The sequence below is a fragment of the Blautia sp. An81 genome (genome assembly GCF_002161285.1).
Taxonomy (GTDB): Bacteria; Bacillota; Clostridia; order Lachnospirales; family Lachnospiraceae; genus Blautia; species Blautia ornithocaccae.
The window spans coordinates 1-25,559 of the sequence record NZ_NFHH01000002.1; the positions used below are offsets into that span (position 1 = coordinate 1).

25 protein-coding genes and 2 pseudogenes are annotated in these 25,559 nt (G+C 46.9%); 22 read left to right on the forward strand and 5 right to left on the reverse strand.

Features of this window, described 5'->3' with window-relative positions; genetic code table 11:
• Nucleotides 1-327: 327 nt before the first annotated feature.
• The 7 genes from B5G33_RS01900 to B5G33_RS01930 all read left to right on the forward strand — a co-directional run bounded on the left by B5G33_RS01900 (nt 328) and on the right by B5G33_RS01930 (nt 7,951).
• The gene (locus B5G33_RS01900; protein WP_087273471.1) at nt 328-1,527 is read left to right on the forward strand and encodes an ATP-binding protein; all 1,200 of its coding nucleotides are present in this window, start codon (nt 328-330) and stop codon (nt 1,525-1,527) included.
• Between the two features lie 49 nt (nt 1,528-1,576).
• Entirely contained in the window at nt 1,577-2,140 is a 564-nt protein-coding gene (locus tag B5G33_RS01905) for a TetR/AcrR family transcriptional regulator (protein ID WP_087416567.1), read from the forward strand.
• 139 nt (nt 2,141-2,279) lie between these two features.
• Nucleotides 2,280-4,277 carry an oleate hydratase gene (locus B5G33_RS01910; RefSeq protein WP_087416568.1) on the forward strand — a complete coding sequence of 666 codons (1,998 nt, stop codon included), beginning with the start codon at nt 2,280-2,282 and terminating at the stop codon, nt 4,275-4,277.
• Nucleotides 4,278-4,374: 97 nt separating this feature from the next.
• Nucleotides 4,375-5,859 (forward strand): AAA family ATPase, encoded by a 1,485-nt coding sequence (locus tag B5G33_RS01915; protein ID WP_087416569.1) that lies wholly within the window; start codon nt 4,375-4,377, stop codon nt 5,857-5,859.
• 218 nt (nt 5,860-6,077) lie between these two features.
• Nucleotides 6,078-6,695 carry a MurR/RpiR family transcriptional regulator gene (locus B5G33_RS01920; RefSeq protein WP_158229564.1) on the forward strand — a complete coding sequence of 206 codons (618 nt, stop codon included), beginning with the start codon at nt 6,078-6,080 and terminating at the stop codon, nt 6,693-6,695.
• 219 nt (nt 6,696-6,914) lie between these two features.
• Nucleotides 6,915-7,319 (forward strand): hypothetical protein, encoded by a 405-nt coding sequence (locus tag B5G33_RS21540; RefSeq protein WP_204247317.1) that lies wholly within the window; start codon nt 6,915-6,917, stop codon nt 7,317-7,319.
• Entirely contained in the window at nt 7,238-7,951 is a 714-nt protein-coding gene (locus tag B5G33_RS01930; protein WP_204247318.1) for a saccharopine dehydrogenase C-terminal domain-containing protein, read from the forward strand. The genes B5G33_RS21540 and B5G33_RS01930 overlap by 82 nt, the downstream gene beginning before the upstream one ends.
• 36 nt (nt 7,952-7,987) lie before the next feature.
• On the opposite strand, the gene B5G33_RS01935 is transcribed toward B5G33_RS01930, so the two are convergent.
• The gene (locus B5G33_RS01935; RefSeq protein ID WP_087416572.1) at nt 7,988-8,869 is read right to left on the reverse strand and encodes a LysR family transcriptional regulator; all 882 of its coding nucleotides are present in this window, start codon (nt 8,867-8,869) and stop codon (nt 7,988-7,990) included.
• Between the two features lie 153 nt (nt 8,870-9,022).
• Here B5G33_RS01935 and B5G33_RS01940 point away from each other — a divergent pair, with 153 nt between their 5' ends.
• Nucleotides 9,023-10,381: an MATE family efflux transporter gene (locus B5G33_RS01940; RefSeq protein ID WP_087416573.1), complete on the forward strand. Its 1,359-nt coding sequence runs from the start codon at nt 9,023-9,025 to the stop codon at nt 10,379-10,381.
• Between the two features lie 43 nt (nt 10,382-10,424).
• A complete protein-coding gene (locus B5G33_RS01945) occupies nt 10,425-11,933 on the forward strand; it encodes a WD40/YVTN/BNR-like repeat-containing protein (RefSeq protein WP_087416574.1) in 1,509 nt (502 codons plus the stop codon).
• On the opposite strand, the gene B5G33_RS01950 is transcribed toward B5G33_RS01945, so the two are convergent.
• Nucleotides 11,917-12,354, reverse strand: a complete 438-nt coding sequence (locus B5G33_RS01950; protein ID WP_140403163.1) for a helix-turn-helix transcriptional regulator — start codon at nt 12,352-12,354, stop codon at nt 11,917-11,919. The genes B5G33_RS01945 and B5G33_RS01950 overlap by 17 nt on opposite strands.
• Before the next feature lie 50 nt (nt 12,355-12,404).
• Here B5G33_RS01950 and B5G33_RS22695 point away from each other — a divergent pair.
• The 6 genes and pseudogenes from B5G33_RS22695 to B5G33_RS01975 form a co-directional block, all read left to right on the forward strand.
• Nucleotides 12,405-12,842: pseudogene (locus tag B5G33_RS22695) on the forward strand (MFS transporter); the annotation flags it as partial.
• A gap of 31 nt (nt 12,843-12,873) precedes the next feature.
• Nucleotides 12,874-13,308 carry a hypothetical protein gene (locus tag B5G33_RS21825; protein ID WP_242974425.1) on the forward strand — a complete coding sequence of 145 codons (435 nt, stop codon included), beginning with the start codon at nt 12,874-12,876 and terminating at the stop codon, nt 13,306-13,308.
• Nucleotides 13,309-13,491: 183 nt separating this feature from the next.
• A complete protein-coding gene (locus B5G33_RS01960) occupies nt 13,492-14,073 on the forward strand; it encodes a DUF2284 domain-containing protein (protein ID WP_242974427.1) in 582 nt (193 codons plus the stop codon).
• A gap of 128 nt (nt 14,074-14,201) precedes the next feature.
• Nucleotides 14,202-14,414, forward strand: a pseudogene (locus B5G33_RS01965) (23S rRNA (uracil-5-)-methyltransferase RumA); the annotation flags it as partial.
• 167 nt (nt 14,415-14,581) lie between these two features.
• Nucleotides 14,582-16,033 (forward strand): hypothetical protein, encoded by a 1,452-nt coding sequence (locus B5G33_RS01970; RefSeq protein WP_087416577.1) that lies wholly within the window; start codon nt 14,582-14,584, stop codon nt 16,031-16,033.
• Nucleotides 16,026-17,135: a hypothetical protein gene (locus B5G33_RS01975; RefSeq protein WP_087416578.1), complete on the forward strand. Its 1,110-nt coding sequence runs from the start codon at nt 16,026-16,028 to the stop codon at nt 17,133-17,135. Before B5G33_RS01970 ends, B5G33_RS01975 begins: the two co-directional genes overlap by 8 nt.
• Before the next feature lie 575 nt (nt 17,136-17,710).
• Here B5G33_RS01975 and B5G33_RS01980 read toward each other — a convergent pair.
• The gene (locus tag B5G33_RS01980) at nt 17,711-18,373 is read right to left on the reverse strand and encodes a sigma-70 family RNA polymerase sigma factor (protein ID WP_054324425.1); all 663 of its coding nucleotides are present in this window, start codon (nt 18,371-18,373) and stop codon (nt 17,711-17,713) included.
• On the reverse strand, nt 18,354-19,193 hold the full coding sequence (locus B5G33_RS01985) for a helix-turn-helix domain-containing protein (RefSeq protein ID WP_015534243.1): 840 nt from the start codon (nt 19,191-19,193) through the stop codon (nt 18,354-18,356). Before B5G33_RS01985 ends, B5G33_RS01980 begins: the two co-directional genes overlap by 20 nt.
• Before the next feature lie 233 nt (nt 19,194-19,426).
• Between B5G33_RS01985 and B5G33_RS01990 the strand changes: the two genes are divergently transcribed.
• Nucleotides 19,427-20,047, forward strand: a complete 621-nt coding sequence (locus B5G33_RS01990) for a CHC2 zinc finger domain-containing protein (RefSeq protein ID WP_015534242.1) — start codon at nt 19,427-19,429, stop codon at nt 20,045-20,047.
• Nucleotides 20,022-21,395: a DNA primase family protein gene (locus tag B5G33_RS01995; RefSeq protein WP_087416579.1), complete on the forward strand. Its 1,374-nt coding sequence runs from the start codon at nt 20,022-20,024 to the stop codon at nt 21,393-21,395. The genes B5G33_RS01990 and B5G33_RS01995 overlap by 26 nt, the downstream gene beginning before the upstream one ends.
• Before the next feature lie 109 nt (nt 21,396-21,504).
• Here B5G33_RS01995 and B5G33_RS02000 read toward each other — a convergent pair whose 3' ends face one another.
• Complete coding sequence (locus B5G33_RS02000) at nt 21,505-21,870, reverse strand: hypothetical protein (protein WP_087416580.1); 366 nt, start codon at nt 21,868-21,870, stop codon at nt 21,505-21,507.
• 118 nt (nt 21,871-21,988) lie between these two features.
• On the opposite strand from B5G33_RS02000, the gene B5G33_RS02005 reads away from it, so the two are divergent.
• The 5 genes from B5G33_RS02005 to B5G33_RS02025 all read left to right on the forward strand — a co-directional run bounded on the left by B5G33_RS02005 (nt 21,989) and on the right by B5G33_RS02025 (nt 25,551).
• A complete protein-coding gene (locus B5G33_RS02005) occupies nt 21,989-22,207 on the forward strand; it encodes a hypothetical protein (RefSeq protein ID WP_015534241.1) in 219 nt (72 codons plus the stop codon).
• 2 nt (nt 22,208-22,209) lie between these two features.
• A complete protein-coding gene (mobV, locus tag B5G33_RS02010; RefSeq protein ID WP_087416581.1) occupies nt 22,210-23,196 on the forward strand; it encodes a MobV family relaxase in 987 nt (328 codons plus the stop codon).
• Entirely contained in the window at nt 23,180-23,377 is a 198-nt protein-coding gene (locus B5G33_RS02015; RefSeq protein WP_087416582.1) for a hypothetical protein, read from the forward strand. The genes mobV and B5G33_RS02015 overlap by 17 nt, the downstream gene beginning before the upstream one ends.
• Before the next feature lie 88 nt (nt 23,378-23,465).
• On the forward strand, nt 23,466-23,711 hold the full coding sequence (locus tag B5G33_RS02020) for a helix-turn-helix domain-containing protein (RefSeq protein WP_055040422.1): 246 nt from the start codon (nt 23,466-23,468) through the stop codon (nt 23,709-23,711).
• Nucleotides 23,698-25,551, forward strand: a complete 1,854-nt coding sequence (locus tag B5G33_RS02025; protein ID WP_242974433.1) for a recombinase family protein — start codon at nt 23,698-23,700, stop codon at nt 25,549-25,551. Before B5G33_RS02020 ends, B5G33_RS02025 begins: the two co-directional genes overlap by 14 nt.
• Nucleotides 25,552-25,559 lie beyond the last annotated feature (8 nt).

Here is a 25,559-nt window from a genome sequence, read left to right on the forward strand (position 1 = left end):
CATTGGCTTATCATCAGTATAAGAGGATGAAGACCTGTATGTAATGGCTTTTTTAATTTGACTAGGATTGGCTATTTTAGCCTGACACTAGATGGTTATTTTAACCCGACGCTAATAGCACTTCTTGGGGAGGTCAATTTGATTAGTCGTTTTGAGTATAAGTAGTCTGTTCCGAAAAAATAATAAAAACAATTAAGTTTTTAAGGTTAGACAAGAAAAAAATATTGTTTTAATAATATTTTTTGGGTATAATAAGAATATTATATATAGAATTGTTTTCGTTATTCCCTTAAGTTGTTTCAATCTTTGGTGGAAGGAGGGACAAATATGATTATTCGACCAGACTATATTCAGGCGATAAAACCTTTTATGGACCAGCCTTTAGTAAAAATTCTTGCTGGCGTCAGAAGATGCGGTAAATCAACAATATTTGAAATGCTTGCGGAAGAACTTCGCAGCCGGGGCATTCCAGATGAACGTATTATACAGAAACGATATACGGAGATGGATATTCCTGAAGACATTTCTGCGAAGGCCGTATATGAAGAATTGATTAGCAGAATTCAGGGGAAGGGCCGCTGCTATCTTCTATTGGATGAGATACAGGAGATCAAAGGCTGGGAGCGGTGTGTGAACAGCCTTATGGAAGGGCAGGATGTAGACATTTATGTGACTGGTTCTAACTCTAAATTAATGTCCAGTGAATTGTCAACTTATCTAACAGGGCGATTTGTGTCCATCCCTGTTTATACCCTGTCTTTTAAAGAATATCTGACGTTTAAGAAGGAGGATTCCCGCTCCTCTAAGGAATTACTGGAAGAGTATATTCGTTTTGGTGGATTTCCGATTATTGCTCTTGGAAGATATGATGAACAGAATGCCTATCAGATTGTAAATGGTATCTACCATACGGTTATTTCCAGAGACATTGTGAAGCGTCATCGGATTAATCGACAGGATCTTTTTGACCGCATTGTAAAGTACCTCATTGAAAATATGGGAAAGACTTTTTCTGCCAATTCTATTGCAAAGTTTCTGAAAAGTGAGCACCGTACTGTGTCGGTGGAATCCATTTATAATTACATCCGATGGCTTGAACAGGCATTTATCATTTATCCCTGCCATCGTTATGACATTCAGGGAAAAAGCATTTTAAAGACCCAAGAGAAATATTATCTTGCTGATGTAACTTTAAAATACTGTCTTTTAGGATATAACCGGAAGATGCTTGACGGTGTCCTGGAAAATATCGTGTTCTTGGAGATGAAACGTCGGGGCTATGATGTTTATATTGGAAAGAACGGAACAAAAGAAATTGATTTTATTGGAGTACGTCGGAATGAAAAAATTTACGTTCAGGTCTGTGTACAGCTTCCTGAAAATTCAGACCGCGAGGTGGGAAATCTGATGGAAATCCAGGACCATTATCCCAAGTATGTGGTAACCACCAATAGCATGGATGTGGGGATAGAAAATGGTATTCGGATTGTTCATCTCCATGATTTTCTCTTGTCAGAGATATGGTAAAATATAGTTTCCAATAGGACTGAAGATGAAGAAAGCAGGAGTTTTAAAAATGTCAAATATCACAAAATACGCCTTAGAATCCTCACTGAAAAAAATGATGCTCACAAAACCCCTGGATAAGATTACGATCCGGGATCTTACAGAGGACTGCGGGATCAGCCGCATGGCATTCTATTACCATTTTAAAGACATTTATGACTTGGTAGAGTGGGCCTGTGTGGAGGATGCTGCTAAAGCATTGGAGGGAAAGAAAACCTATAGGACCTGGCAGCAGGGGCTGCTGCAGATCTTTGAAGCTGTATATGAGAACCGGCCTTTTGTATTGAATGCCTTCCGTGCCCTGGACAGAGAAAAGATCGAGAAATTCCTTTTCGGGCTGACATCAGATCTGATTTTGGGCGTTGTGGAAGAACAGGCGCAGGAAAAGTCTGTGACGGAAGAAGAAAAGCGGTTTATCGCAGATTTTTATAAATATAGTTTTGTGGGGATCATGCTGGACTGGATCCAGAAGGGAATGAAAGAAGATTACAGGGAGACTGCGGATGCGGTCTGTATTATCCTTCATGGAACCATCGCTCATTCCATTGATAATTTTACAAAATACCGGAAATGATAAAAAACTGAACATTTCCTTTATTCTGTAAATGGAAATGTATGGTGGATTGACGTAGGATAAGTCCATAGAAAAACATATGAAAACACAGCAAAATCTGCATCAGCGGATATCTGAATTTAGAAAGGCGGTATAATCTATGGCAAAAAAATCTGCAGCAATCGGGATTGTCTCCGCAGCAGCGGCAGGCGCAGGAGCAGCTTATCTGGTACGAAAGGTAAAAGGATCTGAAGGACCGGAAGCAGGGAAAAAGAAGGAGAGAAAAGAAAAGGACAGAGCCGGCACTGAACCAGGAGCAGGATACAGGAATACAGAACTTGGAAAACATGAGAAAAACCGGAAAGGAATCTATTACAGCAGCGGAAATTATGAAGCTTTTGCCAGGCCGGAGAAGCCGGAAGGCGTGGAGGAAAAGAATGCCTATATTGTAGGCAGCGGACTGGCGGCTCTGGCAGCGGCCTGCTTCCTGGTCCGGGACGGACAGATGCCGGGAGAACAGATCCATATTCTGGAAGCCATGGACATTGCAGGAGGAGCCTGCGATGGGATTTTCGACCCTTCCAGGGGTTATATCATGCGGGGCGGACGAGAAATGGAAGATCATTTTGAATGCCTCTGGGATCTTTTTCGCAGCATTCCTTCCCTGGAAGATCCGGAACTTTCTGTGCTGGATGAATTCTACCGGCTGAATAAACACGATCCCAATTATTCTCTGTGCCGTGCAACTAAAGACCGGGGAAAAGATGCACATACAGATGGAAGATTTAACTTAAGCCAGAAGGGCTGTATGGAGATCATGAAGCTGTTTCTGACAAAAGATGAGGACCTGTATGATAAGACTATTGAGGACGTATTTGACGAGGAAGTATTTGACTCAACTTTCTGGCTGTACTGGAGGACTATGTTTGCCTTTGAGAACTGGCACAGCGCCCTGGAAATGAAGCTGTATTTTCAGAGATTTATCCACCATATTGCAGGGCTGCCGGACTTCAGTGCTCTGAAATTTACACGTTACAACCAGTATGAATCTCTGATTCTGCCTATGCAGAGATACCTGGAGCAGGCTGGTGTGGATTTCCAGTTTCATACAGAAGTGACCAATGTGGTTTTCGAGATCAAAGAGGGGAAGAAAAGGGCCACGGCTATTGAATGCAGGGTCAAAGGAGTGGAAAAGGGAATTCTTCTTACAGAAAAGGATCTTGTTTTTGTAACCAATGGAAGCTGTACGGAAGGTACGATTTATGGGGACCAGGAGCATGCGCCTAACGGCGATGCGCAGGTACGTACCAGCGGCTGCTGGAACCTGTGGAAAAATATTGCCAGACAGGATCCGGCATTTGGACGGCCTGAGAAGTTCTGCTCAGATATTGGGAAGACCAACTGGGAATCTGCGACGATTACCACCCTGGATGACCGGATCCTTCCATATATCACGAATATCTGCAAGAGAGATCCCCAGACAGGAAAAGTGGTGACCGGAGGAATTGTAAGCTGTGTGGATTCCAACTGGCTGCTGAGCTGGACGATTAACCGGCAGGGGCAGTTTAAAGATCAGGATCCGGGGAAAGTCTGCGTCTGGGTCTATGGACTTTTTACCGATGTTCCGGGGAACTATGTGAAAAAACCGATGAAAGCCTGCACAGGAAAAGAAATCACCCAGGAATGGCTTTATCACTTAGGAGTTCCTGCCGACCAGATCCCGGATCTGGCAGAAAACAGTGCGGTATGTGTTCCTACGATGATGCCCTATATCACAGCCTTTTTTATGCCAAGGACTAAGGGAGACCGGCCAGAGGTGATTCCGGAAGGCTGTACAAACTTTGCTTTTCTCGGACAGTTTGCAGATACGCCGAGAGATACAGTATTTACCACAGAATATTCTGTCCGCACAGCTATGGAGGCTGTCTACGGGCTTCTGGGTATTGACAGAGGCGTACCGGAGGTTTGGGGAAGTGTCTATGATATACGGGAACTTCTGAAAAGCAGCATATGCCTGATGGACGGAAAATCCCCTCTGGAGATCCGGCTTCCCGGACCTCTTAACGGATTGAAGAAGCCGGTGCTGCATTTTATTAAAGGGACAGTAATCGAAAAGGTCCTGCGGGATTATGATGTTCTGAGGGACGGTATGATTTAAAAAGGGGGATGCAAACGGACGCTGCCGGATTGTTTCATGATAGATTTTATGGTACACTGAACGAAATATGGATATTTCATTGTAAAAGGAGTACACTATGCCAGTTTTTGATTTTAATAACTCACCGGAGGACCAAAAGGTTCCTGAATGTACCTATAAAGTCTTTTATACCAACTGCCCGGAAAGTTCTCCGGGGCATCCTATCCTGGTCCTGGACAACAAGTCGGGGAAGCTTGTCCATCATTCCAACGGTATCTTTACTAATCCCATCCGGCGGACAGCCTTTGAGTTTAAAGGAGAGGAGGGGACTGTCAGCGAGGATATCCTGGAAATAGATGCCCGTTTTGTCAGTCTTCTGAAATGGCTGGGAGAAAACCACATTAATGTGCGGCTTTCCGGAGCTGTAAAAGGGGATAAGTATGCAGTATACAAGATTCGAGAGATTGCCTTTGGCGGAGGGGTGAAGCTTTCAGCAGAGGATGGATTTCTGCAGTTTATGATTGAACGGCTGCTGGCCAGTGACGCTCCATCTCAGGAAATCCCGGATGAAGACGAAGAAGAAACAGGGGACAGCATGAAACTGACCAGTATTCAGAGTATTACGGATTTTATGAACTGTGCAGGAAGGACTCTGCCGGATAATATCCGTCTTTGGGCCAGAAGAAATCTGGCTGTTGCCAAGTCCAATGAGGTGTCGCCAGAGGAGCGGCGCCACGCCCAGAGAGCCCTTTCCATTATGATGAATATCCAGTGGAAAGGTAATTATTTCGAGGCTATTGACCCGGCGGAGGCCCGGCGGATTCTGGATGAAGAGCTGTACGGCATGGAATCTGTGAAGCAGAGGATTATTGAGACCATTATTCAGATCAACCGCACCCATACTCTGCCTGCCTATGGCCTTCTGCTCATCGGTCCCGCAGGAACGGGAAAATCTCAGATCGCTTATGCAGTGGCCCGTATCCTGAAGCTGCCCTGGACTACCCTGGATATGAGTTCCATCAATGACCCGGAACAGCTTACCGGGAGTTCAAGGATCTACGCCAATGCAAAGCCGGGGATCATCATGGAGGCTTTTTCCATGGCCGGAGAGTCCAATCTGGTCTTTATTATCAATGAGCTTGATAAGGCGGCTTCCGGAAAAGGAAACGGCAATCCGGCGGATGTACTCCTGACCCTTTTGGATAACCTGGGATTTACAGACAACTATATGGAGTGTATGATCCCCACATCAGGAGTTTATCCTATTGCCACAGCTAATGATAAGGATCAGATCAGCGCCCCTCTTATGTCCAGGTTTGCAGTGATTGAGATCCCGGATTATACGGCAGAGGAGAAAAAGGTGATCTTCTCAAAATATGCTCTTCCAAAGGTACTGAAGCGGATCGGCATGGAGGAGAAGGAGTGTACCCTGACCCCGGAGGGACTGGAGGCAGTGATCGAGCTGCATAAGAACACCAGCGGCATCCGTGACCTGGAGCAGGCGGCGGAGCACATTGCGGCCAATGCCCTGTACCAGATAGAAGTAGACCATATGAAGTCAGTGGCTTTTGACGGGGAGATGGTGAGAAAGCTTCTGGGATAAAAGTCCTTCTTCGTAGTTTTTCTGCATTTTATGTAGATTTTACCCAGTATTTATAGGATTTAAATAAAGATATGGTAAAATGTCTTTCAACATTCCGGGGGAATGGAGAAAAGATATTTTTCCATATCTTTTTTTGTAAAAATGAAAAATATCTGTATGGAAAAAATCAAAAGGGAAACCAGGGAAATGTAGAGAAGCTACGAAGGAAGAGATTGGAAATGGAATATAAGAGTTTTATTTTTGAAGTCCGGATCGTGGATATCCCGGCAAAAGTGATCATGACCAATATCCGCCACCTGGAGGAGGTCTTAAAGGCTTTGTCTTCCTATGAATTTGTCCGGGCGGTAAATGCCCTGGAAAAGGCAGAGAACATTTCCGTGTATGCAGTAGAAAATTCCTCCTGCACAGCTGAGGATTTTGCTACAAAAATGACTTATATCGGAAAGCAGGTATATTTTAACAAAGACGGCTATATGCAGAAGGTCAACGCCAAGAACCTGACAGAGCGGGACGTGGCCATAGGGATTTCCCATACCGGCCAGTCCCGGCATACAGTGGATGCTCTGCGCTGCGCAAAAGAATCGGGGGCCATGACCATAGCTATCACCAATTATCAGCAGGCCCTGATCAACAAGTATGCAGATATTATTTTATGCACAGAAAATACCCAGTATATGTACGGCAATGCCATTTTTTCCAGAAGCGCCCAGATCTCCCTGGTGGATATGCTGTATCTGGGGGTTTTCCTGAAGAATTACGACTATTATGCAGAGAAGCTGAATAACAGCTGGAAAAACATACAGGATCTGGTCTATGAAAGAGACAGCCGGTTTTAAAAGACGGGTAGAAAAACTACAAGGCGAAAATCACAGAGAAGAGGATTCTTTGAGGAATCTTAACTTCCCTGTGATTTTTGTTTTTACAGCAGACACCTATAATCCAAGGTGCAAGGAACAAGGCGGGAACTTCCGGAGAAAATTCTGGAAAGGAAACTGCCGGATCAGAAATCTGAAGAATGAAACATGAAAAGTAAAAGATGAAAAGGAGAGTGTGTTATGAAGAAAAAAATCTGTATTGCCCTGATCGGAGCTTTGACGGCAGCTGCTTTTGCAGGCTGTTCTGGGGGAGGAAGCAGCCAGAGCGGCGAGACTACAGCAGAGACTGCAGGTTCCCAGGAGGCCGGCACAGAAACCTCTGAAGGCGGAAGTGCCCAGAAGGCGGATTCCGGTGAGATCACAGTGTATACAGCACTGGAAGACGAGCAGGTGTCAGATTATCTGGCAAAGTTTAATGAAACATATCCGGACATTACGGTAAACGTAGTCCGGGAATCTACGGGAATCATTACAGCAAAGCTGATAGCGGAGAAGAAGTTTATGTGTCTCACGGCGCCTTCCGTCCATTTGCTTTTTCAAAGTCCATTACAGAGACTACTACTTATGAATATGACCCGAACCTGAAAAGCCGTGTGGTATTTGAAGACGGAAAATTTATTCAGGTGCCTCCTTTTGCCCGTCCAAGGGAGATCGACCTGCCCCAGCCATATGGAAAGACTACCCAGTATATCATTCCCCATTCAGAAACTGTTACTTTAGCTCAGGCATTAAAGGATAAAGGAGTACGTCTCATCGAGGTGAGAGGTACCTGGCCAAAGCAGAACATGACCCTGGTAAGAGGCCTTTATGACTACGGTATCCTGAAAAATCCGGTGGTAAAAGTAGGGGATACAGAGAAGGGCCTGATGAGTATTATCGGCAATTATCTGGTGGACAGCGAAGAAGGAAAGACCACAGAATTATACGGATATGCCCTTCACGTAGAAGTTGTGGGCTACAAAGACGGGGGGAAAAAACAGGGAATTATTTACCACACCCATCCGGCTTCTGACGGCAGCGTGGAAGGCTGGGAAGGTCTCCGGGCATATACCAGAAATGTGGGAATTCCTCTTGCTATAGCAGCAGAACAGCTTGCAAAAGGCAATGTAAAAGGAACCGGCATCCTGATCCCGGAAGATGCTTTTGAGCCGGAACTGATCTTTAAAGAGCTGGAGAGAAGAGGGATCTATATGCACGAGAGCTGGAACAATCTGTAAAAACAAAAAGAGAATAACAGCTTCCTGAAAGTACGGTTACGAAAAGGAATTTTTAATAAACTCTGTCATAGCCCGGGCCCCGTCTCCCTGATGACGGAGGCGATGGTAAGTAAGATAGAGATAACGCCCATCTGTAAGCCAGGAAGGACGGAGGATACGGATATTTTCATAGGAAGCCAGGGATTCTGTTTCCGCTACAATAGAGATTCCCAGTTCCTGGGAGACAAGCTGGGCGATAGAGTCTTCGCTGTAGGCAAAATGAGTAATCTGAGGAGTCAGGCCATACTTCTGAAACAGGCCAGAGACCTGGCGGTACATGGGATAATCGGTAAGATAGGAGACAAAGGGAATCTCCTGGATATCCTCTGGGGTGGCAAAGTCCAGACCTGCATAGGGAGCGGAGGACGGAAGGATCAGGACAAAAGGCTGATAGATTATAGGAATCTGGACAATATCCGGATCAGGTTCTATCCGGGAACAGATGCCCAGATCAAAGCGCCCTTCTTTGATACCTTCGGCGATTTTATCACTGGGCATTTCATCAGAGTAGATCAGATATTTGCCCTTTGTGGCAGCCATAAAGTCACGAAAAAGGCGGGGGATACAAAGATATGCGATAGAGGCAGTATAGGCGAAATGGATTTCCATATTCAGCTTGTCTGCCTCTTTTTTCAGATGTTTTTTGACGGCTTCGGTCTGCTGGAGGATGCTCCGGGCATAGGGAAGCAGCTCTCTCCCGTAGGAGGTAAGGGCGATGCCTCTGCCCTCCGATTGGAACAGAGGAACTTCCAGCTCGGCCTCCAGCTTTTTTATGGAAATGCTCAGGCTGGGCTGAGAGATATTTAACAGTTGCGCCGCCTTTCCTATGTGGAGCGTATTGGCAGCGGTTTCAAAATATTTCAACTGGTCAAGGGTCATGATGTTCTCCTTTCCTGAATGTCCATTCAAGACCTTTGATTTGAAATGATATATAGTTTTAAACTATGAATTAATTAAAATCATATATTTTACTGCTGAAAAAGTCAATGCTATAATCCTTTTAGAATAAGGAAAAGAAGGAAGAAGAGTGTTATGGAAAGCAAAGAAAAGACCATGGATCTGACCACAGGTCATCCATTAAGACAGATTTTAATATTTTCGATACCTCTGGTGTTCGGTACGATTTTTCAGCAGCTTTACAGTTTTGCAGATACTGTAATTGTAGGACGGTGCCTGGGCTCAGATGCTTTGGCGGCGGTAGGAGCTACATCCTCTCTCCACTTTCTCATATTAGGCTTTGTTCAGGGGGCATGTGTAGGCTTCGGCATACCTGTGGCTCAGAGCTACGGAGCTAAGGAACGAGATGAAATGTGCCGGTATTTGTGGAATGGGACTTGGATCTGCCTGCTTATCAGTCTGTTTTTGTCTCTTGGTTCTGTTTTGCTGACAGATACTCTTTTGGCGATCATGAACACGCCGGAAGAGATTTTTTTTATGGCCAGGGCCTATATTGTAATTTTGTTTGCAGGAATATCTGCAAGTGTTCTCTATAATTATTCTGCCAGCGTAATGCGGGCAATGGGAGACTCCAGACACCCTTTTTATTTTCTGCTGTTTTCCAGTGTGCTGAATGTAATCCTGGACTATGTTCTCATTGCATTTTTTCATATGGGTGTGTCGGGAGCTGCGGCAGCTACGGTGTTCAGTCAGTTTGTCAGCGGAGCCTTAAATGTGTGGTGGATGTTCCGGCGCATGGATATGATACAGGGGAAAAAGAGCCAGATGAAACCTTCTCTTCCTCATATAAAACGCCTCTGCGTGGTGGGCCTTCCTATGGGTTTTGAGTATTCTGTGTCTGCCATAGGGGCGGTAATCCTGCAGAATTCCATTAACACCCTGGGAAGCGGAGCAGTGGCGGCCCAGACAGCAGGAGAGAAAATCCGTCAGATGTTTACCCTGCCTATGGAGAGTGTGGGAATGGCCATTGCCACCTATGCCGGACAGAATTTTGGAGCCGGAAAGCTGAAAAGGATACGGCAGGGAATCAAACAGGGTATGGTGATACAACTGGTCTACTGTGCCGTAATCTGGGCAGTTTTGCTGGGGATGAATGGGCTGCTGGTACAGATTGTCCTGGGAGAAGCCCAGCCGGAAATCAGTGCAGAGGCCGGGCGGTATTTGTTTATTGTGAGCTGCCTGTTTATATTCCACGGCTCTTTGATGGTTTTCCGAAATACTCTTCAGGGAATGGGCTACAGCTTTCACGCCATTATCTCAGGAGTCTGGGAGCTGGCAGGAAGGAGTCTGGGAGGCTGGCTGGCCGTTCATGGAGCCGGTTTTACAGCGGTCTGCCTGGCAAATCCTCTGGCCTGGATATTTGCTCTGTGCTACTGTATCTACATGGTGAGATATTTCCTGAGGAAAAACGAAAGAAAACAAAACTTGACTTAAAAAGCTTATAAGTGCAATATTAAGGTACAGGCTAGGAGGGAATATGAAAGTTATTTATCAGATTTGTGGAAAGATAAGTCTGCTATGCTACATATTTATTCTGTATCAGATATGGCACTTATGTCAGTTTGGCGGGATCAGAGCTCATTTCATGGTGCTTCTGCCAAGCGGGACTGTGTTTTTGATGAGCTTTGTTTTATGGCTGATTTCCAGGAAATACAGGAAAAAAGAGGACGATAACACGCCCATGAAAAGAAAGATTCTGTGGGCAGAGGGAATTGTTGTATCTATTGCCACGGCCTATCTGATCGGCCAGATCATCTATACGGGAATTCCTTATAATGGAGCGCTGTCCTGGAAGATAGACCAGCGGCTGAACCAGAAAGAAGTGACCCTGGAGCATGACAATTTTTTTGAGAACGGTGTGGAAGGGGTTCTTGCGGATCTGGACGAAGCTTTGGATATGCCGGAAGAGCTTTACATTGTGAATCAGTATCAGATGACTTTTGATGAGACTGGAAAAATTAAGACGATTTATACGTTTTTATATGGGCAGGATGAGAATGGAAAGACCAATACATACCTTATTGACTATGACGAGAGCAGCGGTCCTAACATAACAGTCCGTATTAATGGAAATGCCACAACGGATTATGAGGAGGACAAGAGGCTGGAGCCTATGCTGACCATTCTCCAGAAGGCTCCCTGCGAAGAGGCAGTAAAGACCTGGGCCCAGGCAGACATAGGAGAAGAGTATGAAATCCTGTATATGGGAAGACGCTCCTTTAACTCAGCCTCAGGACTGGAATATCTGCCGGGAGATGCAGACGGCGATGGTACAGAAACAGGGACCAGCTCCTTTGGACAGATGTATGAGGAAGGAGAAATCCTGGGATTCGAAGTTTCTCTTCATATACCTGATGTGGAGTATGTAACACCTGTCCGGTATATAATGGAACCGGAATATATCAGTCCGGAAGCACTGAATGAAGAACAGGAACAGCAGCAGACAGAGACTGCCAAAGAGGCGGGGACATGGAGTGTAGATAATACAGACGGCACCATGTATTTCTTTTTAGATGAGAAACTGGGCTGGCGGCTGGTTGTGGCAGATGCGGCGGCTGGCAGCAGATTTTACAAGATGGAAAAGACAGAGGACGGCGGAACTTCCTGGGAAATATGCAATGAAGATCCCTTTGGAGGAGAAATCGGCGTGACGGAAGGCCTGGTATTCTTTGATGAGAACTTTGGATTTGCAGGCCTTACGGGAGCCTCCCAGTCTTATTCCAGGCTATATATGACCAGGGACGGAGGCGCCACCTTTACCCAGGTGCAGCTTCCCATGGATTCAGTTACGGAGCTTCCGGAAAGTGGGAGAGAAGCTGGATTTACGGTCAACGATTATGACTATCTGTCCATGCCTGAGGAACAGGACGGGAGTCTAACCATCCTGGCGGTAACAGGGGCCGGAGAACAGGAAGGAATCCTGTTTCAGTCAACAGACCAGGGAGAGACCTGGTCTTATGGAGGAGTCTCTACAGCTGCTTCCTGAATTTTAGAAGAGTAGTTCCAGTTTTTTGACGAAAGGTCTTGATGAAGTAGCTTTGACCCTGGAAGCCGTAGGAGGCGGATATTTCCAGGATGGACAGGTCGGTCTGGATCAGGAGCTGCCGGGCCTTTCGAATCCTCAGGTCAATAATATACTGCATGGGAGAGGTGCCAATGATGTTCTTGAAACATCGCAGGCAGCTTCTGGGACTTAGTGAGGCGCTGGCCGCAATCTGCTCCAGATGGATTTCTTCTGTGTAATGCATCTGAATATAAGAGAGCATATCCAGAACACGGCTGAGCTCCTGTCTGCTGTGGACATGTTCCGGAGGTGTGTCCGGCTTATATTTTTCCCAAAACACACTGTCCTGGGAACCATACAGCAGAGAAGGAGAAAAGAGAATGGATGTATGTGTCCTGGGCAAGGCTGATCAGCCGTTTTGGCACGGGGAAAATAACAGCGGTGAGCACTTCCATGACTGCGGCATCCCTTTTAGGATTTTCCTTTTCCGGAAATATCTTTTTCCTGTGCCTCAGTGCAGTTCCTCTGGGACTGGGAGCAGGAGCCATAGATACGGCATTGAACAATTATGTGGCACTGCATTATAAAGGTACTCACATGAACTTTCTCCACTGCTTTTATGGAGTTGGAATATCATTGAGTCCTTTTCTCATGTCTTTTGCTCTTTCCGCTACGTCCTGGAGAAATGGATACCGAATGGTATTCTGCTTTCAGGCATGTATAGGGCTGCTGACTATTGTGACCCTTCCCCTTTGGAAAAAGGTAAATCACCTGCCGGGAGGCCCCAGGGAAGTACAGAGCCGAAATATTGCTTTTCTAAGTCTGATCAGGTCGGCAAAAGTGAGAAAATCCTGCCGGGTATTCATAGGCTCCTGTGGAATAGAATATACCTGCGGAGTCTGGGGTGCTACATTTCTTGTAAATGCCAGAGATATGTCCGCTTCTGCCGCTGCTCTGGACTGGACAGGGAGTGACCCTGGCAGCTATTGTATTGCTTCTCCTGCCTGGAGTAAGCAGCTATCCGGGAATCGGACTGTTTTGCATCGGCCTGGGAAACGGAGCAGTTTTCCCCAATATGCTTCAGACGACGCCGGAAGATTTTGGCAGGGAAAATTCTCAGGCAGTGATGGGAGTACAGATGGCAGCGTCCTATATAGGAACTATGCTCCTTCCAGCACTGTTCGGAATGATTGCTCAGTATATAAATGCGGCCCTTTTTCCATTCTATCTGTTGATTTTGTATGGGATCATGATAGCGCCGGCGTTTGGTCCCTTGTACGCCGGCGCTAATGGGAAGTCTGGGATTGGAAGTAAGAAAAAGCCCGGAGTGGGCGGCAGAAGGATAGGGGTATTGTAGGAAAAAGGTACGAAGCATCTAGATAAACAGCAGTAAAAATTGGACTTTGAAATCCTCGGAAATTGCATTAATTTACACTGTTTACAATCTTATAAACTTACCAAAGTATCTTATAAAATTACGATGCCGGCGCATTGACACCCATAATCTGCTTTGCTAGACTATAATATAATTAGAGAGCAGGTGGGATTTAAAAATGAGTTTTTAGAAGAACAATTGAATGCAGCCGGTTTTTTTCAGTACGGTGTTGTAGATACTATGGACATTAATTTTTCGCAAGAAGTACGGGCCATGTGTGAGGTAAATACCTGCCGGGAACATGGTAAAACATGGGCATGCCCTCCTGCAGTGGGAACTGTGGATGAATGCAAAAAAAGGATACGGCAATACGAGAAAATGCTGATTTTTTCAGTAAAATATGACTTAGAGGATTCATTTGATTTTGAAGGAATGATGGAGGGCGCTAAACAATTTAAGAAGGCATGCAGAGCCTTTGATAAGGCCATAAAACCTTATCTGGAGCACTATCTGATCTTGTCAAATGAAGGCTGTGATTTATGTAAGGAATGTACATATCCTGATGCCCCTTGCCGCTTTCCTGACCGTGTGCATGGCTCACTAGAAGGAAATGGGATTTTTGTGAACGAAATTGCAAAGCTGGCCCAAGTTAAATATAATAACGGGGCAAATACAGTAACCTATTTTGGCGCTTTAGTATGTAATGAAAAGGATTTGAAAGAGCTTGAGAATTTAGAAGTAAAATAGTAAATAAAAAGATCTCCAATAATACCACCGTTGAGACGGTTGTCTTGCTTTCCAAGGGAGAAATCGACTCGAAGAAAGTACGGGTGGAGTTCTCGTTGGAGGACATGGATATGTCAGGGTTCCAGAAGGGCGCGACCTATGAGCAGATTAAGGCGTATGTGCTGGAACATACGGGTCTGAAGGTATCTTCCCTGTATATCTCACAGATAAAGCGCAAGTGCGGGTTGGATGTGGGACAGAACTATAACCTGTCAAAGAAGGAAGATGCAAAAGTGCCGCAGTGTCCGCCGGAGAAGGAAGCGGCGATTATGGAGGCGTTGAAGCATTTTCAAATGATATAACCATTGCATTAAGAAGCGGGTAGTTTAGCTTTGTCTTTTTTCGTAGCTGTGCAATTCACTGTTTCGTGAATTTGTGAACAAAATGTTGTAAAAAAGTAAAATTAAAGTGCTGTAATATAGGTTAGGTGATGTGGTCAATTAATGACCATTTTATGAGGGAGGAAAAGATGGGAAATGCAATCATAAAAAAGGATATTTTGCTTGACCTTAGTGTTGGAAATGCTGGATTTGAGTTTTCTACATCGATAGCTGATGCAATGACAAAAGCAGAAGCAGAACTTGTGGTTTTAAATGAAACCGTAGATTCTATCAAAGGCCTTAAGTCGGATTGTGATAAACTGGATTACATTCTGGCGGCAAGTTCCGGTGCGTTGTGTGGTTTTATTGACATCTTTTTAGTGGGTAAGCCCGGTGAATCTCCGCTTGGCGATATTACGGATAAATGGTTTGCGGCCAGAACAATGGACTTCGCAAAACTATGTCATCCAGAGAAAAAGAACTTTGAAAGTCTTGATTCTGCATTAAGATTTTTGGAAAAAGAATTTAAAGTTCCTTATGACCAGACCGGACTCGGCGATGCTGGAAGGGCCGTTTTTGATTTGACTGCTAAAAACCATCATTTCAAATCGCTGGCGCACAATCCAAGCTTATTAGGGCTGTTCTTCTCTATTCTCGATCAGTTCAGCAATACATCCCATTTTATTACAGACGGTCAACTTATTTCCTTACAGCAAGCTGATGAAAAATGGGAGCTACAGGGCAGCAATATTCCAAGTAAATTGTTTTGTGGTTTTGCAAATTGGATAGGCCACCTTATTTCCGATGTATCTGGCTCATCGTCCAGTGCGGCTAAAGGAAATCGTGGTACAGGCCTTCCGTCTCCGTTATGGACATGGACTAATGATATTATTGCCATAAAGTCTAAATTGGGCCTTAGAGTGACTGAAACGGACAAGGCTATGAATGAACTGGCATTGAATATCTTTGACAAAGGTTATGATACCCGTTTTCAGACAGCACAGGCAATACCTGTATTTTTGAATGAGCTATTTGTTAGACTTATCTATGCCATTCGTCGTTTGTTTAGATATTTTTCTATTACGCCAAAGCCAGAGCGCTCTTTTGCACTTATGTGGAAGACATGTGAGCCGTTTTCAAATGCTACAGTTAAGCGAATGCTGACTGTTGCGCACGGTACATTCTGCTTGGTAGATGTCGGCGATGCAGTAGGTAGATCGTTTGTGGCTGGTGGAGGAGCATTCAATGCTGTAGAGTTCGTCCTGCGACTCAACGTTGTAGGTGTAGGTCGATTTGCTATATCCCTCTATGGTGAGACAAGGAGAGCAATCACATACAATCACGCTAAGAAGGAATCGGATTTTGCATCAAGGGAAATCGTTATAGTTACCAATTACATAGAAGGTCTGAAAATACTGGCTCGCCAGTACAATGACAGTCACCTGCTGATGTTTGTCAGTGATTTTGAAAAAAGCGATGCGTATGTAGAAGCTTTTGGAAAATCTGCAAAATTAGCTGAATTACGTAACGTTCCATCAAATAAAATTTTGAAAACCAAGTCGGATATCGACAATTACTTTGGAGGAAAAAGAAATGGCTAAGAAGTTATCAAAGCTTCAAATGGCGCAGCAAAAAGCTGAAGCTGCTGCGAAGAAAACAAATCAAAGAATCAACGAGCTTGGTGGACATACCAGTGCACTGTACACATCACTGACTACGATACAGTCTTTGTTTGACCGTATTCGTAATGTGCCTGAAGAAAATATGCTAAAGTATGAGAAACTGAAAGCCATCAGAGTGAACTGGAAACAACAGGCTGAGAAAATCGAGCTGGAATATCAAAAGGCAGAGGTAAAGGCTGCTGGTCAAGGAGCAGCAGGTGTTGGTGCGGGTGTTGCAGTTGTAGCACTCGGTCCTACAGCTGCTATGGGTATTGCGACCACATTTGGTGTGGCTTCTACCGGCACAGCAATATCTGCTTTAAGTGGTGCAGCAGCGACAAACGCTGCACTGGCTTGGTTAGGTGGAGGTGCTTTGGCTGCTGGTGGCGGTGGAATGGCCGCAGGAAGTGCATTCTTAGCTCTTGCGGGACCGGTTGGTTGGACGATTGCCGGTATTTCCGTTATGGCAAGCGGTTTAATGTTTTTTAAGACAAAGAGCGATAAGGAAAGGCTGGAAAATGTATATACGCTTATTAGCAATCGTGATATCAAATCGTATGAGTTGGCTATCGTTGAGTTAAGTGAGCGAATTACAAGAATTATAGATGAGTCTGGAAAATTGAATGAGGCCATCGCAAAGATTGAAACATTCGGAACAGACTATGCACAGATGACGGAAGAACAACAATATGAGTTGGGGGCGTATGTTAATTTGATGGAAGCCTCCACCATGCTGTTGGTTAATCCTATTTTGGGACTTCAGCCGAAGTATACAGAGCAGGACTTTGACAAGCTGTGCGCAGTTGAAAGCGATTTGTATAAACGCTATTTCAAGACTCACAAAACGATGGTTATTTCTATGGCCAACTTATTATATAAAGTTAAGCTCGATGATAAGGATAAAAAATTGCTGGCTAAGTCTTTGAAGAAAAACAAAGAATTTTTAGCTTCCGTGCAGATGACCAAGAAGGAATTGGACGCTGATGATATTTCTATGATTGAAAGAGCGTTGAATCACCGGTACAAATATAGTACATATTAAAAAAGCGAAAAAGCGTCTCGCCGCCGGAATCAAAATCCAGTGGTGAGGCGTTTCTGTTGATAAATGCTAGCTTTTCAAACCGGTGAGCTTACTTCATGTTCGGGGAAGACAACCTGACAAACCTAGATGGAGTGGGTAATCGCTATACGAATGTGAGGTGCCGAGAGGCGTGGCTTCTTTAGATCGGGGTTTACAATAGAGGCGAGTAGCATCCCTGGTGGCAAGGGGATTCCAAAGGGGAACGGCGTTCTCCTTTGTCTGAGGTGTTCAGAGGGGATAGAGTTCCCCTTTGACCGGAAGAATCCAAAGAAACCGGCGGTTTCGTGGCACACGACTTTCCCCGGAAAGTCTAGTGTGTTATACCTTTGTGGAGCAGATGGCAGCCGGAATTGTAGCACATCCTGAAAAGTGTGGCCACAGTTGCGGCGTTCTGGCGGGAAAGGTTGCCCCTTGCGGGGCAGCATAAGCGACAGAAAAAGGCTGGCAGGCGGTGCGGGCAAGCACTGTCTGTCAGCCGTGTCATTTGCGGAACAAAGGTATATCAAAGCCCCCGTCAGCCGCTGCTTCCCATCGTATCAGAACCACCACGGCAGCTTTCCGCGCAGGCTGTCCATCGCCTCGCCCTCCACCTTCTTTGTCCGGCTCTCGCTGAGATGGAAATGGAGCGCCGCGCCGATCAGCGGGTGCTCGATTCCATCGGTAAAGCCATAGCGGTACAGCAGATAGGTCTGCTCTCTGGCTGTCAGCTTGTCCAGCGCCGCATACAATTCTATCAGCTGCTCTTTTTGGATATAGATTTGCTCCGGCGTTTGGGTGTGAGGGTCGGCTATGGCTTCGATCCGCAGCATCCGTTCATCCTCTGAGAGAACGTCATCCAGATATACTCTCTGGAAGCCGGGGCCGTCTTTCTTATCCGCCATCCGTTGCTCAAATAAACCGAGGGCGGCGCGGATGCAGTCCGTCATGGCGTTGCGGAGCGCCGGTGCTGCATAGGTCAGAAATTTCATGCCCCGTCCGGCATCAAACAAAGGGATCGCGTTCAGCAGGCCGATACTTCCCTCCTGCATCAAATCATCCAAATCAATTCCAATATCATTTTCATCCAGCCCCATGTTTCGGTATTGCTCCAGCGCAATTTTTCGGATGAATCCCAGATTCTTTTCCAGCAGAATGTCACGGGCAGCCGTATCCCCTTTCTGTGCCAGTCTGCACAGCTGCTCATTGCTCCGGGTCGGCATTTTGCTTCTCCTGCGCGTGGTCTAAGGTGGATTGGAGAAATTCCGTCAGCGCCTGACCGAACTTGTCTAATGCTTCCTTTTGCACACCGTCCATCCCCGCTGCGCTCTGGGTGACGGCGGCGGAAATCATTTCGGGCGTGATGGTCGGAGTATGAACATCCGCCCCTTTGGTGAGTTCGGTAAACATCTGCTGAGTGATGCCCTTGGTCAAGGACTGCGCTGCTGTGAAATCGTTGCCGATCTCTTTCTTCACTTCCCGCAGCGCCGCCATAAATGTGTTCTGTATCATCGTCAGGTCTGCCTGATATACGGGAACTTTCTGCCGGTTGACAGTTCTGGCCGCCTGCACCGCAGCGTCTGTTTTATTGTTTCGGCGCAGCATGGCGCTGAGAGTAGTAAGCATCTGGTTCTGTCCGGCGAAACCGGCGGCCAGCGTATCGTCAAAATATTGCTCAATCATATAGGTGACTTCTGCAAAGCGAGGGCTTTCCAAAAGGCGGTTGACGATCTCTGCATTGGCTTTTCCGGTGTACAGATTCCGCGCCGCCTGCACCGACAGGCCCAGTTCTTCAATATCAAAATTTGTCCGGTCGGGCGTGTTGACTTCCCCCAGCAGGAAATCTGTGGAGACTTCAAACACTTTCGCAATGCGGAGCAAATGTTCTGTGCTGATCTTATCAGTCTTACCGCTGACAAACCGGCTGATGGCGCTCTCGGTGCTGCCGATGCGGGTCGCCAGCTGTGCCTGGGTAATTTTATGTTCCTTCATAAGCTCCTGCATCCGCTGCCGGATATTGCCGGGCAGATAGGCTCCCTCCATGTGACGCACCTCTCTTCTGAAAACTCTCTTTATCCATTATACCTGATAAAACCAGCGCGGGCAAATGCTTTCCGCTGGCTTCGCCGCTCTGAGGTCTTGCATTTTTGCAAGATTTCAGGGCGGCGTTTTTTCATTTCTTGCACTTTTAGCGGATTTTTCGGTTTATAGGCTTTTTCCCCGTATATTCAGGCAGACGGGCAGATACCGTCAATAAATAATGGAGGACAAAGCCTATGAATTTATTTGAAACTGTAAAATCCGCTGTCACCGTGAAGCAGGCCGCCGAATACTACGGCTGTAAGGTCAACCGGGGCGATATGATCTGCTGCCCCTTCCACGATGACCGGCATCCCAGCATGAAGCTGAACAGGGATTATTTCTATTGCTTTGGCTGCGGGGCTACCGGGGATGTGATCGATTTTGTGGCGCGGCTGTTCGGCCTGAGCAGCTACGAGGCCGCAAAGAAGCTGGCCTATGACTTTGGCATCGACCCGGACAAGCCCCCGGCAGCGATGGCTTTGAAAAAGCCCTATCCGCTGGCGCAGGCTTTCCGCAACGATGAGATACACTGCCAGCGGGTGCTCTGCGATTATCTGCATCTGCTGGAACGCTGGAAGGTCGAATATGCCCCGCAATCGCCGGAGGATGAACTGGATGACCGCTTTGTGGAAGCCTGTCATATGATCGAGTATGTAAATGATTTGTTGGACGTTCTCATGTTTGCGGAACTGAAGCAGCGTGTGAAAGCGGTGGATATGCTGCTGAAGGACGGCACTATCACCGCGCTGGAGCAGCGGCTCAGACGTCTGGAAAAGGAGGTGCAGCACCGTGGCGAAGAACGAGCAATCGCGTGAGGCCAACCAGCCCATCTGGTTTGACGGCAAGAGTATCAATGAAGCCCTGTTTTGTGATGATTTTCTCGACAGACACAAAATCATCTACACAAACGGGGCTTTTTTCACGCCTGATGGCCGCGTGACCGATGAGCTGCCACTGCGTGGAGAAATTTTTGAGGAACTGAAATGCTGTGCGGTCAGCAATATCCCCCGCAAAATCAGCAATATCGTGGAGCTGATGAAGCTGGCGGCGCTGGTAGAGGATTTCCCGCCGGAGGCTGACCGCATTCATCTGGCAAACGGCACGTTGTTTCTGGATGGCTCCTTTACGGAGGGAAAACCGGACATCGTGCGTTGCCGCCTGCCGGTGGCCTATAATCCCGATGCGCCCACGCCGACCCGCTGGCTGGCTTTTCTGGATGGGCTTCTTTACCCGGAGGACATTCCCACTTTGCAGGAATATATCGGCTACTGCCTGATCCCCAGCAACAAGGGACAGCGCATGATGGTCATTAAGGGCAATGGCGGCGAGGGTAAGAGCCAGATCGGCGCGGTGCTGTCCGCCCTGTTCGGCAGCAACATGAAGGACGGCAGCATCGGCAAAATTTCCGAGAACCGTTTTGCCCGCGCTGATCTGGAACACATTCTGCTGTGTGTCGATGATGATATGCGGATGGAGGCCCTGCGGCAGACCAACTATGTCAAATCCATCGTCACCGCACAGGGTAAAATGGATTTGGAGCGTAAAGGCAAGCAGAGCTATCAGGGATGGATGTGCGCCCGGCTGCTGGCATTCAGCAATGGCGACTTGCAGGCTCTCTTTGACCGCAGTGATGGCTTTTATCGGCGGCAGTTGGTGCTGACCGCCAAAGAGAAACCTGCCGACCGTGTGGATGATCCCGACCTGGCAGAGAAGATGAAGGCCGAGGTGGAGGGCATTCTGCTGTGGGCTTTTGCGGGATTGCAGCGGTTGGTAGCGAACAACTTCAAGTTCACCGAGAGCCAGCGCACCAAAGAGAACCGGGAGGCCGTCAAGCGGGACAACAATAACGTGTTTGATTTTCTGGAATCCGAGGGCTATATCCGGCTGAAAGCGGATGCGTCCATCAGTTCAAAGGATTGCTACGACATTTACCGGATGTGGTGCGAGGAAAATAGCCTGACTGCACTCAAACGCCGCAGCTTCAGCGATGCGCTGGTGGCAGCCTGCGGTAAGTACAATCTGGAACACTGCAACACGATTACCAATTCGGCAGGACGCCGGGTATGGGGCTTTATGGGGATCGAGGCAGTGGCAAGGCCGCATATAAACGAGTTTACGGACGCTTCACAGTGTACGTACGTACCGGAAGACTGGCGGGATTGATTTCCGATCTGGTCGCCGGTACGTATGTACGCAGCGATTGACCCTGTTACCTCATATATTGTAGAGGAGCTTCATTTGGATAAAGTGGTCGTGCCCATTTTGGGTACACCTATTTTGATGTGTAAAAGTGGTTATGGATATTTTGTCCACCACCAGAACCGTGAAATTCTTCGCGCTTTTGTGCTGTGAAGTAGGTGTGGTCATTTTGACCACACCTGAAGCGGTCAGCAAAAGCGGTGATTTTGCAGGCATATTTTAGAGCAATCTCAAAACAGCGAAATGTTTCTCTTTTATCCGTATACAGTTCGCCGGATGGCGGCTCACGGAACGACGTACAGATTGCAGCATTTTGTGACAATACAGCCCGAACAGTGAAAAGTCCCGCATTTCTGTGAAGTCGAATATTCCGCCGTTGACCAACGATACGCAGGGAATCATTTCTATCGCAAAACAGCATTTGCACAAATTTCACCATTGACCAAAGCCGGTGCGCTCCCCAGCGTAGCCGGTTCTTTTTATGACGCAACCGAAAATCATGTTTTATCTATCAAGTGACAAAGGGCTTCACTTGCGAAAATGGAGGAATATATTTTATGAAGTCAAGTATCCGAAACGAAATCAAGGCGCAGATCATCCGCGCCGGTTACACCATGCAGGAAGTCGTTGACCAGCTGCACGATGAGTATGGGTGGAGCGACAGCGTATCCAATCTTTCCGGAAAATTGCAGCGGGAATCACTGCGGTATCGGGAGGCCGTAGAACTGGCTGACGTGCTGGGATATGACATTGTCTGGCAGAAACGGAGGGATTGAGCATGGAAAAAGCACAGTACGCGATTATGCGATTTGCAAAATACAAGGGTCCTGAAATCGGCAATATCGAGGCCCATAACGAGCGCACAAAGGAAAAGTACGCCAGTAATCCCGATGTGGATACCAGCCGAAGCAAGTACAACTTCCATCTGGTCAAACCGCCCAGCAAGTACCGGGCGGAGTCAGAGAGGCAAATTGCCGCTGCCGGATGCCGTACCCGGAAAGACAGTATTCGTATGATCGAGACGCTGTTCACAGCCAGCCCGGAGTTCTTTAAGGGAAAGAAACGGGCGGAAATTCGGGTGTTTTTCGAGGAAGCTCTGCTCTTTCTGGAACAGCATCAGTCCAAAGAGACAATTATATCCGCCGTGGTGCATATGGACGAGAAAACGCCCCACATGCACCTTTGTTTTGTACCTTTGACGGAGGATGGCAGGCTCAGCGCCAAAGACATTATGGGCAACAAAAAGAAGCTGACCTGGTGGCAGGATGAATTTTGGAAACACATGGTCAAGAAGTTCCCGGATTTGGAACGAGGCGAAAGCGCCAGCCTGACCGGGCGCGACCACATCCCGCCCCGCGTATTTAAGGAGATGACCAGACTGACCAAACAGAAAAGCAAACTGGAAGATCTGCTCACCGGAATCAATCCCTTTAACGCCAAAAGCCGGGCGGAGGAAATCTGCAAGATTCTGGATACCTATATTCCCAGCGTAGAGAAGATGGACACGCTGCTGCGGAAATATGGCGTAGTCTTCACGAAAACAGCATCCGAAAACAAAAAGCTGAAAACGAAAAATGCCGAACTGGAAGAATCTCTTGCATCGGCGCAGAAGGTCAGCACATTAAAGCAGATCGAAGACCTCAAGCTAGGGCGCGACTATGACAGTGCTGTGGCGATTTTGGAACAGATACCGGCAGAAGTTTTGAACATCTATGCGCAGAGCAGCCATAGAGGAAAGGAGCGGCCTATTGAGCAAAGTTTATGATGATCCGAAATATAATGCGGCGTTTGACCGCTGTGTTGATGTAATGGCGCGGCTGTTGCAGAAGTACGGGCCGCAGCTGTTGAGGCAGATGCAGGAGACTGCGAAGGATAGCTGTACACAGTCTGCGGTATCAGGAAAGCAACCCGTTCCTGTGTATCAGGAATTTGACAAAGCCGCTTGATATAAATTAAATTTACACGTTGCGTATTTGCTTGGCGCATGCTATAATAAATACGCAACGTGTATTTTTGCTTTATGGGGTAAATGAAATGGACTGCAAAACCAAAATAAAAGAATTGCGGGAAAGCACTGGCATGAATCGCAAGGAATTTTGTAAATATTTTCAGATTCCCTATCGGACTGTGACAGAATGGGAACTGGATAACCGCCATGCGCCGGAATATGTGCTCCGTTTGTTGGAGTACTACATTCAGAATGAAGGTCTGGCGAAGAAGAAAGTTACGGATGAATGTTCAGAGATGGAAGAAAGGGGCGGCCTGCATGAAAAAAACTAAAACAAAATGCTATCTCTACACACGGGTATCTACTTCCATGCAGGTGGACGGATACAGTCTGGATGCTCAGCGAGACAAACTGCGGAAATACGCTGAATACGAAGATATGGTAGTGGCCGGTGAATATTCTGATGAAGGCTTTTCCGGCAAGAATATTCAGGGCAGACATGAATTCCAGCGGATGCTGCAAGACATTCAGGACTGCAAAGACGGCGTGGAATATGTGCTGGTATTCAAGCTGTCCCGGTTCGGCAGGAATGCCGCTGATGTGCTGAATTCTTTGCAGCTGATGCAGGATTTCGGTGTCAATCTGATTTGTGTGGAAGATGGCATTGACAGTTCCAAAGATTCCGGCAAACTGATGATTTCTGTCCTTTCTGCGGTGGCAGAGATAGAGCGTGAGAATATCCGGACACAGACGATGGCTGGACGGGAGCAGAAAGCCCGTGAAGGAAAATGGAACGGCGGCTTTGCCCCTTATGGATACCGTCTTGAAAAAGGCGAACTGCTGATTGCTGAGGATGAAGTGGACGTGATCCGAACTATCTTTGACCGCTATATTCACACCAACGATGGCGTCAGCGGCGTGGCAAAATATCTGAACCGGCAGGGCTTTGTGAAGAAGTTAAGGCAGAACGGCACCATTCCCGGTTTTTCTGCCAGCTTTGTGAAGAGTATCATTGACAATCCGGTATATATGGGAAAAATCGCCTATGGCAGACGCCGGACAGAAAAGAAGCTGGGCACCCGGAATGAGATGCACGTGGTTGAACAATCGGAGTTCCCTGTGTACGAAGGAAAACACGAGGCTATCATTTCAGAAGAAGATTGGAACCTCGCGCAGGAGAAGCGGAAAGTCAATGCTTATCGGCGCGAGAAGGTCAACGATCCTACCCATGCGCATATTCTGTCCGGCATTCTGAAATGCCCCTGCTGTGGTAAAAGCCTATATGGGAATATTGCAAAAGCCCACAGCAAGGACAAAAAGACCCGCTATTACTATTACTGCAAGAATACGGTAACGCCAACAGGCCACGAGTGCACTTTCCGGCTGAACATTGAACAGACAGAGATGAACCGCATGGTAGCGTCAATTATCTCCGCTATGGTCAGCGACCCACGGTTTGCGGATGCAATCAAGGCGAAAATTGGCTCCGCTGTCGATACGAACGACTTAGAGAAACAGCTGGAAGCGTTGCAAGCGCAGCTTCGGCAGACGTTAGGCACAAAAGCCCGCCTGGAACGGCAGATGGACAATTTGGATGTGAATGACCCGTATTATGACCGAAAAATTTCTGATTTGCAGCGCCGCTATGACGAGCAATATGGTAAAATAGATGAGGTCGAAGTTCAGATTGACGATGTGCAAAGCCAGATACGGAGCATCCGGCAGGAGAAAATTTCGGGTGATAATATCTACCGTCTGTTGCTGGCATTCGATCAGGTCTATGAAGCAGCCTCCGAAGTGGAGCGGAAGGAGTTCATGCGGGCGTTTATTGAGCGGATTGAGTTATTCCCGGAAAAGCAGCCGGATGGCAACTGGATTAGGAAGATTATCTTCAACTTCCCTGTCCCGGTGAATGGAACAGAAGTGAAAGAATTGCCCTTGGAAAATGAAACAATGGTCGAGACGGTTGTACTTTTGTCCCACAAATCCCCGGACAGTGCTATTAGCGTAAAGGTAGAATTTGGAGAAGGCAACGATAAGATATCATTGGATGCGATTGCAGAACGGGCGAAGAAATATCAGCCGAAACCGAAAATTACATATAAAATGATACAGGAATATGTGGAGCAGAAGTATGGATTTAAGGTACATACCGCTATATTGCAGAAGTGAAAAGGGCA

What these genes read in the sequence shown, in the direction of transcription:
- B5G33_RS01920 (WP_158229564.1), top strand. Translation starts at nt 6,078, where the DNA reads ATGGAATATAAGAGTTTTATTTTTGAAGTCCGGATCGTGGATATCCCG.
- B5G33_RS21540 (WP_204247317.1), top strand. Translation starts at nt 6,915, where the DNA reads ATGAAGAAAAAAATCTGTATTGCCCTGATCGGAGCTTTGACGGCAGCT.
- B5G33_RS01990 (WP_015534242.1), top strand. Translation starts at nt 19,427, where the DNA reads ATGAATTTATTTGAAACTGTAAAATCCGCTGTCACCGTGAAGCAGGCC.
- B5G33_RS01900 (WP_087273471.1), top strand. Translation starts at nt 328, where the DNA reads ATGATTATTCGACCAGACTATATTCAGGCGATAAAACCTTTTATGGAC.
- B5G33_RS21825 (WP_242974425.1), top strand. Translation starts at nt 12,874, where the DNA reads ATGCCAGAGATATGTCCGCTTCTGCCGCTGCTCTGGACTGGACAGGGA.
- B5G33_RS01980 (WP_054324425.1), bottom strand. Translation starts at nt 18,373, where the DNA reads ATGCCGACCCGGAGCAATGAGCAGCTGTGCAGACTGGCACAGAAAGGG.
- B5G33_RS01985 (WP_015534243.1), bottom strand. Translation starts at nt 19,193, where the DNA reads ATGGAGGGAGCCTATCTGCCCGGCAATATCCGGCAGCGGATGCAGGAG.
- B5G33_RS01945 (WP_087416574.1), top strand. Translation starts at nt 10,425, where the DNA reads ATGAAAGTTATTTATCAGATTTGTGGAAAGATAAGTCTGCTATGCTAC.
- B5G33_RS01975 (WP_087416578.1), top strand. Translation starts at nt 16,026, where the DNA reads ATGGCTAAGAAGTTATCAAAGCTTCAAATGGCGCAGCAAAAAGCTGAA.
- B5G33_RS02025 (WP_242974433.1), top strand. Translation starts at nt 23,698, where the DNA reads ATGAAAAAAACTAAAACAAAATGCTATCTCTACACACGGGTATCTACT.
- B5G33_RS01935 (WP_087416572.1), bottom strand. Translation starts at nt 8,869, where the DNA reads ATGACCCTTGACCAGTTGAAATATTTTGAAACCGCTGCCAATACGCTC.
- B5G33_RS02000 (WP_087416580.1), bottom strand. Translation starts at nt 21,870, where the DNA reads ATGGTGAAATTTGTGCAAATGCTGTTTTGCGATAGAAATGATTCCCTG.
- B5G33_RS01940 (WP_087416573.1), top strand. Translation starts at nt 9,023, where the DNA reads ATGGAAAGCAAAGAAAAGACCATGGATCTGACCACAGGTCATCCATTA.
- B5G33_RS01905 (WP_087416567.1), top strand. Translation starts at nt 1,577, where the DNA reads ATGTCAAATATCACAAAATACGCCTTAGAATCCTCACTGAAAAAAATG.
- B5G33_RS02020 (WP_055040422.1), top strand. Translation starts at nt 23,466, where the DNA reads ATGGACTGCAAAACCAAAATAAAAGAATTGCGGGAAAGCACTGGCATG.
- B5G33_RS02005 (WP_015534241.1), top strand. Translation starts at nt 21,989, where the DNA reads ATGAAGTCAAGTATCCGAAACGAAATCAAGGCGCAGATCATCCGCGCC.
- mobV (WP_087416581.1), top strand. Translation starts at nt 22,210, where the DNA reads ATGGAAAAAGCACAGTACGCGATTATGCGATTTGCAAAATACAAGGGT.
- B5G33_RS01910 (WP_087416568.1), top strand. Translation starts at nt 2,280, where the DNA reads ATGGCAAAAAAATCTGCAGCAATCGGGATTGTCTCCGCAGCAGCGGCA.
- B5G33_RS01970 (WP_087416577.1), top strand. Translation starts at nt 14,582, where the DNA reads ATGGGAAATGCAATCATAAAAAAGGATATTTTGCTTGACCTTAGTGTT.
- B5G33_RS01915 (WP_087416569.1), top strand. Translation starts at nt 4,375, where the DNA reads ATGCCAGTTTTTGATTTTAATAACTCACCGGAGGACCAAAAGGTTCCT.